This is a genomic window from Planococcus sp. 107-1 (assembly GCF_021513255.1).
In the GTDB taxonomy this organism is placed as follows: Bacteria; Bacillota; Bacilli; order Bacillales_A; family Planococcaceae; genus Planococcus.
The window spans coordinates 2,332,086-2,345,720 of record NZ_CP090977.1; the positions used below are offsets into that span (position 1 = coordinate 2,332,086).

General features: G+C 43.8%; 11 protein-coding genes and 2 pseudogenes. 4 read left to right on the plus strand and 9 right to left on the minus strand.

Going from position 1 to position 13,635, the window contains the following annotated elements; all coding sequences use genetic code 11:
- Positions 1-112: 112 nt before the first annotated feature.
- Both fabF and L0M13_RS12265 read right to left on the minus strand, forming a co-directional pair.
- Positions 113-1,353 (minus strand): annotated as a pseudogene (gene fabF, locus L0M13_RS12260) (beta-ketoacyl-ACP synthase II).
- Between the two features lie 27 nt (positions 1,354-1,380).
- Positions 1,381-2,315, minus strand: a pseudogene (locus L0M13_RS12265) (beta-ketoacyl-ACP synthase III).
- A 188-nt stretch (positions 2,316-2,503) separates the two neighbouring features.
- On the opposite strand from L0M13_RS12265, the gene L0M13_RS12270 reads away from it, so the two are divergent.
- Complete coding sequence (locus L0M13_RS12270) at positions 2,504-2,689, plus strand: YjzD family protein (RefSeq protein ID WP_235196767.1); 186 nt, start codon at positions 2,504-2,506, stop codon at positions 2,687-2,689.
- 40 nt (positions 2,690-2,729) lie between these two features.
- Here the strand turns inward: L0M13_RS12270 and L0M13_RS12275 are convergent, their stop codons facing one another.
- From L0M13_RS12275 to L0M13_RS12285, 3 genes are all read right to left on the minus strand, one after another.
- Positions 2,730-4,859: an ATP-dependent Clp protease ATP-binding subunit gene (locus tag L0M13_RS12275; RefSeq protein ID WP_235196768.1), complete on the minus strand. Its 2,130-nt coding sequence runs from the start codon at positions 4,857-4,859 to the stop codon at positions 2,730-2,732.
- 130 nt (positions 4,860-4,989) lie between these two features.
- A complete protein-coding gene (locus L0M13_RS12280; protein ID WP_235196769.1) occupies positions 4,990-5,298 on the minus strand; it encodes a metal-sulfur cluster assembly factor in 309 nt (102 codons plus the stop codon).
- Between the two features lie 66 nt (positions 5,299-5,364).
- Positions 5,365-6,132: a prolyl oligopeptidase family serine peptidase gene (locus tag L0M13_RS12285; RefSeq protein WP_235196771.1), complete on the minus strand. Its 768-nt coding sequence runs from the start codon at positions 6,130-6,132 to the stop codon at positions 5,365-5,367.
- 180 nt (positions 6,133-6,312) lie between these two features.
- On the opposite strand from L0M13_RS12285, the gene L0M13_RS12290 reads away from it, so the two are divergent.
- From L0M13_RS12290 to L0M13_RS12300, 3 genes are read left to right on the plus strand one after another with little or no spacing between them, the layout of a single operon-like run.
- Positions 6,313-7,122 carry a Cof-type HAD-IIB family hydrolase gene (locus L0M13_RS12290; RefSeq protein ID WP_235196772.1) on the plus strand — a complete coding sequence of 270 codons (810 nt, stop codon included), beginning with the start codon at positions 6,313-6,315 and terminating at the stop codon, positions 7,120-7,122.
- Positions 7,123-7,135: 13 nt separating this feature from the next.
- Positions 7,136-7,990: a DegV family protein gene (locus L0M13_RS12295; protein WP_235196773.1), complete on the plus strand. Its 855-nt coding sequence runs from the start codon at positions 7,136-7,138 to the stop codon at positions 7,988-7,990.
- Between the two features lie 11 nt (positions 7,991-8,001).
- A complete protein-coding gene (locus L0M13_RS12300) occupies positions 8,002-9,336 on the plus strand; it encodes a CoA-disulfide reductase (RefSeq protein WP_235196774.1) in 1,335 nt (444 codons plus the stop codon).
- 46 nt (positions 9,337-9,382) lie between these two features.
- On the opposite strand, the gene L0M13_RS12305 is transcribed toward L0M13_RS12300, so the two are convergent.
- The 4 genes from L0M13_RS12305 to L0M13_RS12320 all read right to left on the minus strand — a co-directional run bounded on the left by L0M13_RS12305 (position 9,383) and on the right by L0M13_RS12320 (position 13,631).
- Entirely contained in the window at positions 9,383-10,831 is a 1,449-nt protein-coding gene (locus L0M13_RS12305) for an alpha-amylase family glycosyl hydrolase (RefSeq protein ID WP_235196775.1), read from the minus strand.
- A gap of 234 nt (positions 10,832-11,065) precedes the next feature.
- Positions 11,066-11,440, minus strand: a complete 375-nt coding sequence (locus L0M13_RS12310) for a YisL family protein (protein ID WP_235196776.1) — start codon at positions 11,438-11,440, stop codon at positions 11,066-11,068.
- A 69-nt stretch (positions 11,441-11,509) separates the two neighbouring features.
- Positions 11,510-12,409 carry a fumarylacetoacetate hydrolase family protein gene (locus tag L0M13_RS12315; protein ID WP_235196777.1) on the minus strand — a complete coding sequence of 300 codons (900 nt, stop codon included), beginning with the start codon at positions 12,407-12,409 and terminating at the stop codon, positions 11,510-11,512.
- A 43-nt stretch (positions 12,410-12,452) separates the two neighbouring features.
- Positions 12,453-13,631: a DUF418 domain-containing protein gene (locus tag L0M13_RS12320; RefSeq protein ID WP_235196778.1), complete on the minus strand. Its 1,179-nt coding sequence runs from the start codon at positions 13,629-13,631 to the stop codon at positions 12,453-12,455.
- Between the last annotated feature and the right edge of the window lie 4 nt (positions 13,632-13,635).

The window sequence follows — 13,635 nt, forward strand, 5'->3', positions numbered from 1 at the left end:
ACAATTTATATAAATATGACATTTAATGTGACACTCCTTTAAATTCTTTGAAGTTAAAAACATAAAAAAACCATCAGCTGGAAACAGCTGATGGTTTTAATTGCAAAAATCATTATTCTGCTAGTTTTTTAAATACTAAAGATGCATTATGCCCACCGAATCCAAGTGAGTTGCTCATTGCATATGCAAAATCTGCTTTACGTGCTTCATTCGGCACATAATCCAAATCACATTCTTCATCTGGTGTTTCGTAATTCATTGTTGGCGGCATGATTCCTTCTTTCAAAGCCAAGGCTGTGAAAATCGCTTCAATTCCGCCTGCTGCCCCTAATAAGTGGCCAGTCATAGATTTAGTAGAACTCATTCCTAAGTTATAAGCGTGCTCACCGAAAACCGTTTTAACTGCCATCGTTTCATATAAATCATTGTATTGTGTGCTTGTACCATGTGCGTTGATATAGCCGATTTCGGTTTTATCGATGCCGCCGTCTTCCAATGCTTGAGCCATTGCTCTTGCAGCACCTTCGCCACCTGGAGCCGGAGCCGTAATATGGTGGGCATCTCCAGTTGAACCGTAGCCTACCAGTTCCGCATAGATTTTTGCCCGCGTGCTTTTGCATGCTCATATTCTTCCAGGATTACAATCCCGGCACCTTCAGCAATAACAAAACCATCCCGGTTTTTGTCAAATGGACGAGAGGCTGTCGCAGTATCCGGATTTGTCGTAAGTGCCGTGTTTGCTGTAAAACCGGCAACCGATAAACGGGTGATCGGCGCTTCCGCTCCACCTGAAATCATAACGTCTGCATCTCCACGCTGGATAACTTTAAATGCGTCACCGATTGAGTTTGTTCCGGATGCACAAGCAGTCACCGAACAAGAGTTGATCGCTTTCGCACCAAAGTGGATAGAAACTTGGCCAGATGCCATATCCGGAATGATCATCGGTACAAAAAACGGACTGATCCGGCGTACGCCGCGGTCATTTAAAACATCCATCTGATTTTCAATCGTTTCCATGCCACCGATCCCAGAACCGATCCAAACGCCTGTGCGAAGTGCAGTCTTTTCATCAAGCTCAAGTCCTGCATCTTTCATTGCCATGATAGAAGAAGCTAACGCATAATGTGTAAAGCGATCCATTTTACGGGCTTCTTTGCGCTCAATGTAATCTTCAATAGAAAAGTCTTTAACTTCTGCAGCTACTTTAGCTGGATATTTATCTGCATCTAAACGAGTAAGCGGCCCTACGCCCGATTTACCAGACTTTACCGCTTCCCATGTGGTTTCGATATCATTTCCTAAAGGAGTCACTGCTCCAATACCTGTAATTACTACTCGACGATTAGCCATTCTCATTTCTTCCTTTCGCATATCCCTTTATTTGCCCCATCTCATTGCTATTGCGCCCCAAGTCAATCCGCCGCCAAACCCGACCATAACGACGACGTCATCCTCTTTGATCCGGCCTTCTTCCACATCTTCTACTAGAGAAATCGGAATCGAGGCTGCAGATGTATTGCCATATTTATGGATTGTTTTCGACATTTTCTCGATTGGCAACTCCAACCGAGCCGCGAAGCTTCCATAATACGGATATTCGCTTGGTGAGGAATCAGAAAATCGACTTCCTCTTTCGTTAATCCTGCTTTTTCAATGACATTGATCGCAGATTCACCCATTTGGCGAACAGCGAACTTAAACACTTCTCTTCCGTTCATCACCAAATGCTTTCCTTCTTGGTAAAGGCTCGAACCGCCGCTGCCATCCGCTCCAAGTTCAAAGGAGAGGATGCCGCGCCCTTCGGATACTTTCCCGACAATTGCTGCTCCGGCTCCATCACCGAATAACACCGCTGTATTCCGGTCTTCCCAGTTGGTAATTTTCGATAATTTTTCCACGCCTACAACGAGGACATATTTATAAACATCAGAATCGATAAATTGTTTTGCTGTTACGACGCCATACATGAAGCCTGCGCAAGCAGCAGACACATCCATCGCTGCAGCATGAACTGCGCCGATTTCCTGTTGGATAACGCAAGCCATCGATGGAAAAGGCTGATCCGGTGTGACTGTCGCAACCAAAATCAATCCGATGTCAGCTGGATCGATGTCAGCGTCTTTAATCGCTTTTTTCGCTGCCTCTAATGCCATATCCGACGTGTCCTGTTCATCCCTTGCAATTCGGCGTTCTTCAATCCCGGTCATTGTCCGGATCCACTCATCAGAAGTATCCATCCGTTTTTCCAAATCGAAGTTCGTTAATTTATCTTCCGGCAAACTTCTTCCTATGCCGATGATTCCTGCATTCATTATGGGTCCCTCATTTCAATTTAACATCAATTATTAGTACCTGGTAATAATGATACGTCATGTCCTTCATTTTTTCAACTAACTGACATACTTCCGACAAAATATCTTTGATTCTTCGAAACTTTCTTTGTGTATGGGGAACGGTATGATATGATTAAGCTAGATATTTTATGTAGAGGTGAAATTAGATGCAGTATATTGGAACATTCTTTTGGTCGTTCTTATTAATTTCTTTGTTGAACTATGTAGTAAGTGCTGTTCAAAACGTACATTTCGATTTCATGTTGGGCGTTTACATTTCTCTAATTGTCTCTGTCTTGATTTTTGCAATTTCTGCAATCATCCCAGACGAGCCAGCAGCAGAAAAGCATTAATAAAAAATCGCCATCCGGAACTCTCCGGATGGCGATTTTTTTAATTAATTTTGATCTTCAATTTCCCATCTTCCATCGCCAAATGCAGCGTGGTATTTGCTTCGATTTCGCCTTTGATCAATTCCCGGGCAATCTTGGTTTCGATTTCCCTTTGGATAAAGCGTTTCAACGGACGGGCTCCGAATATCGGGTCGGTTCCCGCTTCAATAATATAGTCAACGACAGAGTCGTCGACCGCCAATTCCAATTGCTGCCCTTTCATCCGCTGTCCAAGTTCTCCCAACATCTTTTTCGCAATGCCATAGAAATGCGAATTGTCCAGCGCATGGAAAATGACAATATCGTCAATGCGGTTCAATAATTCCGGTTTGAAATGCTTCCGCAATTCAACCATGACAATGTCTTCAAGCTCATGTTCATCATCGGTTCCGCTGATATAAGCAGAGCCGATATTAGAAGTCATGATTACGACTGTATTCGAGAAATTGATCAACCGGCCCTGGCTATCTGTGATGCGTCCATCATCTAGAATTTGCAGCAAAATATTGGCTACATCCGGATGCGCTTTTTCTATTTCATCCAATAGCACAACAGAATATGGATTTCTGCGCACCGCTTCTGTCAGTTGACCGCCTTCTTCATAGCCGATATAGCCTGGAGGAGCCCCGACTAAACGGGAAACGCTATGTTTTTCCATATACTCAGACATGTCAATGCGGATAAAATGGTCTTCCGAATCGAATAGGTTTGCGGCTAGCGCTTTTGCAAGTTCCGTTTTCCCGACCCCAGTCGGACCTAGGAAAATGAAAGAACCAATCGGCTTTTTCTCGTCTTTAATGCCAGCGCGTGCGCGCCAAACCGCTTCTGTCACAAGTTCAACAGCCCGATCTTGCCCAATGACCCGTTCTTTTAACGTTTCATCCAGCCTTAATAGTTTTTCGCGTTCCCCTTCGACCAATTTTGTGACGGGAATACCCGTCCATCTAGCAACGATTCCAGCGATTTCATCTTCGGTCACTTCTTCACGCAATAGACGTTCTGCACCACCCTCGTGCAATTCTTTTTCGAGTACAGCCAATTCCTTTTCCAGTTCTGGAATTTTGCCATGGCGGAGAACAGCGGCAGCATTTAAATCGTATTTGTTTTCTGCCTCTTCCAATTGCCGGCGATATTGATCCAGTTTTTCACGCTTTTCCTGAATTTTTTTCAGCGATTCTTTTTCCGCGCTCCATTGGTTCTTCATATCGGCTGTGGAAGATTTCAAGTCCGCTATCTCTTTTCTCAAAACGGCCAACCTGTTTTGGCTCGCCGCATCTTTTTCTTTCATTAGAGCTTGTTCTTCAATCTCCAATTGCATCAACCGGCGAGTGACTTCATCCAGTTCCTGCGGCATCGAATCGATTTCTGTCCGAATCATTGCACACGCCTCGTCGATCAAATCGATCGCTTTATCCGGCAAGAAACGTTCCGTAATATAGCGGTCAGACATTGCTGCAGCTGCCACAATTGCCCGGTCATGGATCCGGACTGCATGATGCAGTTCAAACCGCTCTTTCAATCCTCTCAAAATCGATACGGTATCTTCTACAGAAGGTTCACGCACAAGGACTTGTTGGAAGCGCCGCTCCAAAGCCGGGTCTTTTTCAATGTTCATCCGGTACTCATCAAGTGTCGTCGCCCCGATGCAATACAATTCTCCCCTTGCCAGCATTGGTTTAAGCATATTCCCTGCGTCCATTGCGCCTTCTGTTTTCCCTGCTCCGACAATGGTATGGATTTCATCGATGAATAAAATAATCTGTCCATCGCTGTCTTTTAACTGCTTAAGCACACTTTTCAGGCGCTCTTCAAACTCGCCCCGGTATTTGGCACCGGCAATGAGCGAACTCATGTCCAGTTCGTAAATGATACGGTCTTTTAACCCTTCAGGTACGTCATTTCGGACAATCCGCTGTGCCAATCCTTCGACAATCGCCGTTTTCCCGACGCCCGGCTCCCCGATTAGGACTGGATTATTTTTCGTTTTGCGGGATAAGATCCGGATCACATTGCGAATCTCCTGATCTCGTCCGATGACCGGATCCACTTTTCCATTCTTCGCTTGTTCCACCATATTTCGACCATATAGTTCCAATGGGGATTTTTGTTCTTCATTAGTAAATTGAACCATAAAATCACTCCTTATTAAGTTTGACCTTCTTTGACTAATTTAATTATAGGTAATCTCATCTTGTTTGGCAAATAATAACCACAAAAAAACACCGTAAAATCAACTGATTTTACGGTGTTTGATAGTCTCATTATCTAACGCCAAGCGCCATTTTCGCGTAGCGAGACATATGGTCTTTGCTCCATGCTGGCTGCCAAACGATTTTCACGTCTACTTCTTCTATTTCTGGAAGTTCGTATAACGCACGTTTAACCATATCTACGATTTGCGGTCCCATTGGGCATCCCATCGATGTCAAAGTCATCGTTACAACTGCAAACCCATCTTCTGAAAGGTCAAGGTCGTAAACAAGCCCTAAGTTGACGATATCGACTCCAAGTTCCGGGTCCACTACTTGCTCTAAGGCACCCATCATGCTGTCTCTCATATCTTGATCCATCATAATCCCTCCCTATTCTGCTCTTTTCATCTTAACAAATTTTCCTGGAAAAAGAAATTTAACCGCTTATTTAGCCACGTGCTCAACCAACCAAGCAGTAGCTGCAAGCATACCAGGCCGGCTGACCGCATGCCCAGACTCTTTTTCCCGCATAAAATGGATCCGGTCCGGCACTTCGGCGTAATCTTCTTTTAACGCATGATAGAAATTGAAAGTCGGTTCAAAAGGAACCGTTGTATCCTGTTCACCGTGCCAGAAAAATAGGGGTCTCTGTTTGAAGACAGCCCGGTTTTTCGTTCCGTCAAAACGGGCAAGTGTATCCAGCATTTTCTTCCGTTCGTCATCCGTAATCGGCAATTTAAACCCTTTCGATTCAAATTGAGCCATTTGCGCTTTTGCCAATTGGACGTAATTGGCAGCCCCCATCATGACCGAAGCCGCTTTGACCCATGGATAAACAGTCAAAGCACCTAAAGTTGTGATGCCGCCCATCGAAGTTCCGCCGATGCCAATCTCGCCTTCAGCTAATTTCTTTTGGTGGATAACTGTATGTATCGTAGCTAATTCTTCTATTGAAGTAAGAACAATTTCCCAAAAACGCAAGCTCATTTGGATTTCATCCAAACCTTCGTCCCGGTCGCCGTGCAAATGGGCATCCGGCAAGATGACACGCATTCCCTTATTTGCCAATTGATAGGCGTAATGCAGATTATGCTCTTTTGCACTCATATGGCCGTGAAAGAAAACAACCGTCGGCAATGCATCTGCAAACCGGTTTTCAGCTGCAACGTTCAGGAGCGGGATGCCTTCCCAAATTTCATGTACTACTTTCACTTAACCCACATCCTTTTTTCTTTTTCTATCCAATCCTACCAATGTTCTTCTTCTCCAGCAAACAATCTGCAAAGCCTTAAAGAAAATTTTCGAAATGAAGCATTCCGATGGAAGTTTTTTTGACGAACCGCTTCATTTATCGCTAAACTATACATAGAGAGAGAAAGGAGACGGTTATTAATGAAGCAACATTTAATAGTCTTAGATTTAGATGGCACCTTATTGACCGATCAGAAAGTCATTTCCGATAAAACAAAATCTACTTTAACTAAGGCTCAAGAACAAGGCCATCAAGTAATGATCGCGACTGGCCGCCCTTTTCGTTCAAGTGAAGTGTATTATAAAGAGCTTGGATTGAGCACGCCAATCGTCAATTTCAATGGTGCTTTTGTTCATCATCCAGCCGATTCTTCTTGGGGCACTCACCATACCCCAATTTCTTTGGACGTGGTACATGAAGTGGTCGAATCGATGCACCAGTTCGATTTTTATAATATCGTCGCAGAAGTATTAGACGATGTGTATGTGCATCACCACGATGAAAAACTGATGAATATCTTCAGTTTCGGAGATCCGTCTATCACGACCGGCGACTTGAGAAATTTCTTAAAAGTAAATCCTACTTCGCTGCTGATCCATGCACCGGTTGAAAAAGTGCAATTGATCCATGACCACTTATCTTCAGTGCATGCCGAAGTAATCGACCACCGCAGATGGGGAGCCCCGTGGCATGTGATCGAAATTGTCAAAAGCGGTTTAAGCAAAGCGGTCGGACTGGACCGGGTTTCCAAATCGCTTGGCATTCCACGCGAAAATATCATTGCATTCGGAGACGAAGACAATGATCTTGAGATGATCGATTTTGCCGGTGTCGGTGTTGCGATGGGCAATGCAATCGACCCGTTGAAAAATATTGCCAACGAAATCACCTTAACGAATAATGAAGATGGAATCGCTGAATTATTGATTGACCGATTAAATTTAAAATAAAAGGAGGATTTATATGCGATTATTCGCTGACAGTGCATCAGATTTACCTAAATCTTTTTTCCAAGATGAAAATGTGATTTTATTTCCGTTGCGGGTCCATATCGGAGATGAAGAGTTTGAAGATATTCGGACCGTCCACTCGAAGAAAGTGTTTGATGCCATACGGTCAGACATCCATCCGAAAACGTCCCAAGTATCCCCGGACGAAATGCTGAACGCTTTTGAACAATTGGCAAAAGACGGAGAAGAAGGGTTCTACATCGCTTTTTCTTCTGAATTGTCCGGGACGCATAATACTGCTGTTATGGTAGCAGAACAAGTCCGTGAAGATTATCCTGAGTTAAAATTAACCATTTTGGATTCAAAAGCGGCTTCCTCCGGTTACGGCCTTCTTGTAAAAGAAGCGGTTAAGATGCGGACAGCAGGTGAATCCCTTGAAACTGTCATCGAGAAAGTTCGCCACTTGGCGAATCATCTTGAAAGCCTGTTTACAGTAGAAGACTTGGATTATATGGCAAAAGGCGGAAGAATTTCAAAAGGCAGCGCCTTTGTCGGGGGCTTATTGAATATCAAGCCATTGCTGCACGTGGAAGACGGCAAATTAGTGCCAATCGAAAAATTGCGTGGACGCAAAAAAGTGCTCAAACGAATGGTGGAGCTAATCGAAGAGCGCGGCGACAAGTTGAGTGAACAGAACATTGCGATTTGCCACGGCGATGATTTAGAGTTTGCATTGCTATTAAAGAACGAACTTGAAGAACATTTTCATCCAAAAGCGGTTGAAATTGATATGATCGGCTCTGTAATTGGCGCCCATACCGGTCCTGGCACACTCGGTGTCTTCTTCTTTAACGAATGGAAAGCTTAATGGTGGCAGCCATGAAAAAAATTGTGATTGTCGGAGCCGTCGGCGGCGGAGCTACGGTTGCCGGCCAAATCCGTTTTTACGATCAAGATGCTAAAATTTCGGTATTCGACCGCGATTCGACGATGTCTTATGCCGCTTGCGGCACTCCTTATGCGATTGGCGGCGTTATTGAAGAAACTCAATCCTTGCTGATGGCCGACCCGCAGCAGTTTGAAGAAAAACGAAATATCGACGTCTATTTAGAGCACGAAGTACTGGAAATTAACCGGACGGAGAAATCCGTTTTGGTGAAAAACCTTAAAACCGGAGAAGTTTTTCACGAGGCTTACGATTTTTTAATCCTTTCTCCCGGCGGTTCCGCTATTGTCCCTGCAATAGATGGTCTCGATTCTACAAACCATTTTGTTCTTAGAAGCTTCGGCGATATGGAAGGGATTATTTCTTATATCGAGAAAGCGAAGCCTTCAAGTTGTGTAGTTTCAGGCGCCGGGTTTATCGGGATTGAAATGGCGGAGAATTTAATGAACCTTGGCCTGAAAGTCCAAATGGTACATAAATCCTCACATGTGATGTCGATATTGGATCCTGAATTCTCTGACCGGGTGCTAACAGAGTTGAAAAATAACGGCGTAGTTGTCTATACAGACAGTGTGATCACCAAAACAGATAAGAAGGAACTTCATTTATCCACAGGACAGAAACTGCAGGCTGACTTTATCATCATGAGCGTCGGAATAAAACCGAATACGCAATTGGCTGAAAAAGCTAGCCTCCCAATTGGGGAAACCGGCGGAATCATCACAAATGAATTTATGCAAACCGCTGATTCATCCATTTATGCGCTGGGAGATGCTTCTGAGAACACCGATTTCGTGACGGGCGGTGCAAAACGGGTACCGCTTGCTTCGCCCGCACATCGCCAAGCATTCATAGTTGCTAAGCATCTAACAGGAAACTCCATTCCAAAGGCCGGTTTGCTTGGCACATCGATTGTCAAAGTCTTCACGCTAGACGTGGCGATGACCGGCTTGAATGAACGTTCTCTACTGGAAAACGGAGTCCTTTATGAAACTGTGCTCCATAAAGGCAATTCAAACGCCGGCTATTACCCGGACCATAGCGAAATCACCTTGAAAGTCCATTACAGCCCTGAAACAAGGAAGATATTAGGTGCACAGTGCATCGGCAGCAAAGGCGTCGATAAACGGATTGATGTCCTAGCAACAGCGATGTTCGCAGGTCTTACGATTGAAGATCTGCAAGCACTCGAACTATGCTATGCCCCGCCCTATTCGTCGCCGAAAGACCCGATTAATATGGTAGGCTACAAAGCCATAAGAAAATAAAAAGGAACCAACGCCTCAATCGGCGTTGGTTTCTTTTTCATGTCCTTTATTTAGTTGCGTTTCTGTCCGCTTTCCGTTGTTTGCCTTTTCTCCAGACAACCCATAAGAATGCCATGAACACGAGATAAAGCACAGCTAAAGCTGCAATATAGGCTTTATTGAATCCAGTTTCGTCAATTACATGGAAAGTTTCCCCGATTTCACGGTCTAGCGTGATCCGGTAATCTCCGTTAGCTTCCTGGCGGATAATATCGCTTTCGAATAATCCCCGAAGTTCTTTATCACTGCCGATTACATCTGCAGGAAGATTGATAGCTTTTGTTTCCGCAGAGTTATTGATCGCTACAATCCATGTTTCTTCATCGTTAGACCGTTTGTAGACGAGCCAATTCGGTTCTTCTAAAATGATTTCCGTATCCCCTGTGCGAAGCGCTTCGGAAGAATTGCGCAGCGAGTTCAAATCGGAAATATGCTCGATCAATTCCTCATCTACGGACAAATCCAAAATCTGATGCGATTCTTGAGGCGTTACGCCATTCATGGCTGTTTCCGATCCGTATTGGACGACCGGAATTCCCGGCATAGTTAATAATTGAGAAAAGATAACCCGCATCCGAGTCGGCGGAAAACCTCTTTCAGCCACTACATCCGATACAAAACGCGAACCCAGCAACGAATCAATCTGGATGAGCTGGCCATCACTCGATTCAACCAATTCTCCTAACCCTGTGCTGTCTGCTCCAAAGTTTTTATAGCTAGTGCGCAATGTTTCTTCAGCTCCTGGCAGCACCATGGCATCGAATCCTGGAGTTTCTTCCATTTCTACGTCATTAATCAAATATACATCGCGGATTTCCTTCATCGCTTCTGAAAACTTCTCAATAAACTGAGGGTCCAATTGATCTGCATCAGATAAACGCAATCCATCCACTTGATATGTATCGATAAATTCGCTCATAGCGGCGATCAATTCATCTTGCACTTCCGGATTTGATGTATCCAAAGCCAGTGTCCCGTCTTCATTTTCAGAAAACCACTGAGGATTTTCAGCTGCCCAAATATGGTTGCTGCTGACTTGCTGAGTCGGCACATCCACCATCAATTTCAAATCGAATTCATGCGTCTTTTCAACGACTTCCTTCAACTCTTCTTCCGTTCCAAAATGCCGCTCCAATTGCCGGTAATCCAGTACTTTTTTGCCATCATAAGTATCTGTTGCAAAAACCGAGCCGATTGATAAAAGCGTAAAGCCCATGTCTTTTACATGCTGCAGCTGTTCGATTACGCCGCCAAAATCACCGCCATTGAAGGCTGCTGGATTTTGCGCATCCACTTCAAAATCGTTTTCGATTTGCTTATTGAAAAAGCGGTCAATCAACACGTCATATATAATTTCATCTTCAATCGTCTGTTCTTCTTCTGCAAAAGCTGCGGGTTGGATCAATCCAAATGCCAATACCCCGCTCAAGATGCCTGTTAACCATTTTGCTTTCAATCTAAATCCTCCCTTAATGAGGCTACTCTATTCCAGTCCACCCGATTAATTTTATCAAACCCTCGGCCTTGCCGCTATGGATAAATCGCGAAAACGCTGAGACGCCTTCCCACTTTCGTCTAAACTGTGAATGGAAGTCTATTCACTTCTTGATTTTACCCATAGAAAAACTGCACTTCCATTGCTATACACAAACAATGGAAGTGCAGTTCAAATTTGCCATTCGTTTAAACCTTAAGCTAAGAAATTGATGCCGACTGGAAGTTTAAATCCGAAGAACATGGTTACGAAAAGGAAGACCGCAAACAAAACCCAGAATAATGTGACCGGTTTTTGTTTTTTCGAACGGACCAATACCATTTCCATCATTCCGATCGTCAATAAACCGAACAAAAATTTCAAGCCATATTGCATTGCATCGAAAGAAGAATGTGCAATGAACAAAGCCAATCCTGAAATGACGATCAGGATATAGAACAAACGCAAGATCATGTGGACAATTTTGCGGCCCTTGCTTTCACGGTTCATGAATGCAGCTACTAGAAATAGAACGATTCCAATAACCCATGTCGTAATGTGTAGATGGGTAGTGTCAGTTAAAAAGTCCAAAAGCTCACCTCATTTAATAGTGTCCTTAACAGTTTAGCATAGTTAAGGTGCTAAAAGACATGCCTTCTGTTATGACAAATGTGTGACGAGCGTACCAATCGACTCGATTGAGACTTTGATGGTATCTCCTGCTTTAAGGAACTTAGGCGGATTATATCCTTTACCTACACCTGAAGGCGTGCCTGTTAAAATCACGTCTCCCGCTTCAAGCGGCACGTATTTGGAAATCTCGGAAACGAGATCATCCACACGGCGGATCATATCCCCTGTATTGCCATTTTGACGAACTTCATCATTCACTTTTGTGACAATCGATAAGTTCTGCGATTGCGGAATTTCATCTTTTGTGACAAGGTAAGGACCCATTGGGCAAGACCCTTCCAAGCTTTTGCCTAAGAAGAATTGTTGATGCTTTTCCTGCAAGTCACGTGCAGTCAAATCATTTGCTATCGTATAGCCGAAGACATAGTCGTATGCCATTTGCTTCGGAATGGATTTTCCTGATTTGCCGATGACAACCGCTAATTCACCTTCGTAATCGTAAGCATCCGTCAAATCCGAATGGACAGAAACGGTCTGCTCATCCGCAACAATGGTATGCGGCGCTTTTGTAAAGACCACTAAATCGACTGGGCCATCGCCGCCCATTTCTTTAATATGCTCTGCATAATTTTTCCCGACGCAAATAACATTTTTCGGTGTTTTTGATATTGGAGCTAACCATTCGATATCCGAAAAAGAGAGTTTAAATTGATCTGGGTTTTCAGATGCTTTAGCTGCTTCGCTTAATTTGCGCATTTGTTCTACGAATTCCATCCCTTGGGGAATTCCTTCAATCAGTGTAGCAGGAAACGAAGGCAAAACTTCCAATTCCTGTTGAATCGCTAACACATCCCACACAGCTTCCTCTTTTTTCACTTTTGGTCCAAAACGTTCTTCTTCTTGATATCGAAAAGATAACAGCTTCATTCGTCAAACACTCCTTTTCTTTGATTCCATTCATTATACACATTCATTCTTTTGAATTGTTGCTTTTTTCGAAATTTCTTCCATAGCTTGCTTTACGCCATAAAAATTCAATGGGGCCTTGCTTAAACTTGGAAAACCAGACTTCTGCAAAAATAAGTTGAATGGCAAAAATTCCGAGCGCAATCCATGTCCCGGTCAATAAATCCACTTGGCCATACAAGCCTAAACCGTATGAGTAGAAAATCAACGTGGCAATGACCGACTGCATTAAATAAGTCGTCATCGACATCCGCCCCACCTTGGCTAACGGATTGAGCAGTTTTCTAGCACTTGCATTTTGCGCAAGTAATACAATCATGGAAGCGTATCCGACAGCTACGATCGGTCCGCCAAACGAGTCCTGTAAATAACTATAGGCATAATTATTTTCAATGAAATATGGCGTGGCTTTCAACAACAAGCCGACCACGAGCGTGCTGATTCCAAGAATCCACCAAAACTTCGTTAAACTTTTAGCCCGTTCGATCAATCGCCATTTGGCTGCCGCTGCACCCACCATAAAGAATGGCAGAATGCGGACAATCAATTCCAGATAAAAAGCAGGATTATTGCTGTACAGCCAATCATCAAATCGTTGGCTGAAAATTTCTGCGAAAGTTCCGGTCGGATAGGCGGCCAAAGAATTTTGGACTTCCTGCATGCCTGTATAGAAGTTCGGATCGATCGCAACAGCTGCAAACATAAGGCCTAAAAAGAAAAATTGGGGAACTGCATAAATCACAGCTCCTAGGCCAAATAACCAAGATGCAGGAATCCGCATCATGCCTATCAATAAAAATCCGGTAATGGCATAAGTGATTAGTATATCGCCATACCAAATTAAAAATGCGTGAATGATGCCGATTATCAGCAGAATCGCCAGTCGTTTTGCCGCAAATGGCGCGAATGGCTGGCCCCGCTTCTCGGCTTTCATAAACTGCATAGTTAATCCATACCCGAAAAGGATAGAAAATAACGGATAAAAACTAGCTTGGACGAAGATATCCAAAAAAACGAAAACTTCATCATCCCAAGCCCCATCGAACCAGCTGTAAGGATCGATATATGAAAATGGCGAATGGAACGCCAGCATATTAATCAGCAGGATCCCCAAGAGAGAAAACCCACGCATTAAATCCAGCGCCGCAATTCGTTCAGTTGATGCAACAGGTTGTACTTTCACCTAA

What these genes read in the sequence shown, in the direction of transcription:
- L0M13_RS12270 (WP_235196767.1), top strand. Translation starts at nt 2,504, where the DNA reads ATGCAGTATATTGGAACATTCTTTTGGTCGTTCTTATTAATTTCTTTG.
- L0M13_RS12275 (WP_235196768.1), bottom strand. Translation starts at nt 4,859, where the DNA reads ATGGTTCAATTTACTAATGAAGAACAAAAATCCCCATTGGAACTATAT.
- L0M13_RS12295 (WP_235196773.1), top strand. Translation starts at nt 7,136, where the DNA reads ATGCGATTATTCGCTGACAGTGCATCAGATTTACCTAAATCTTTTTTC.
- L0M13_RS12300 (WP_235196774.1), top strand. Translation starts at nt 8,002, where the DNA reads ATGAAAAAAATTGTGATTGTCGGAGCCGTCGGCGGCGGAGCTACGGTT.
- L0M13_RS12290 (WP_235196772.1), top strand. Translation starts at nt 6,313, where the DNA reads ATGAAGCAACATTTAATAGTCTTAGATTTAGATGGCACCTTATTGACC.
- L0M13_RS12280 (WP_235196769.1), bottom strand. Translation starts at nt 5,298, where the DNA reads ATGGATCAAGATATGAGAGACAGCATGATGGGTGCCTTAGAGCAAGTA.
- L0M13_RS12315 (WP_235196777.1), bottom strand. Translation starts at nt 12,409, where the DNA reads ATGAAGCTGTTATCTTTTCGATATCAAGAAGAAGAACGTTTTGGACCA.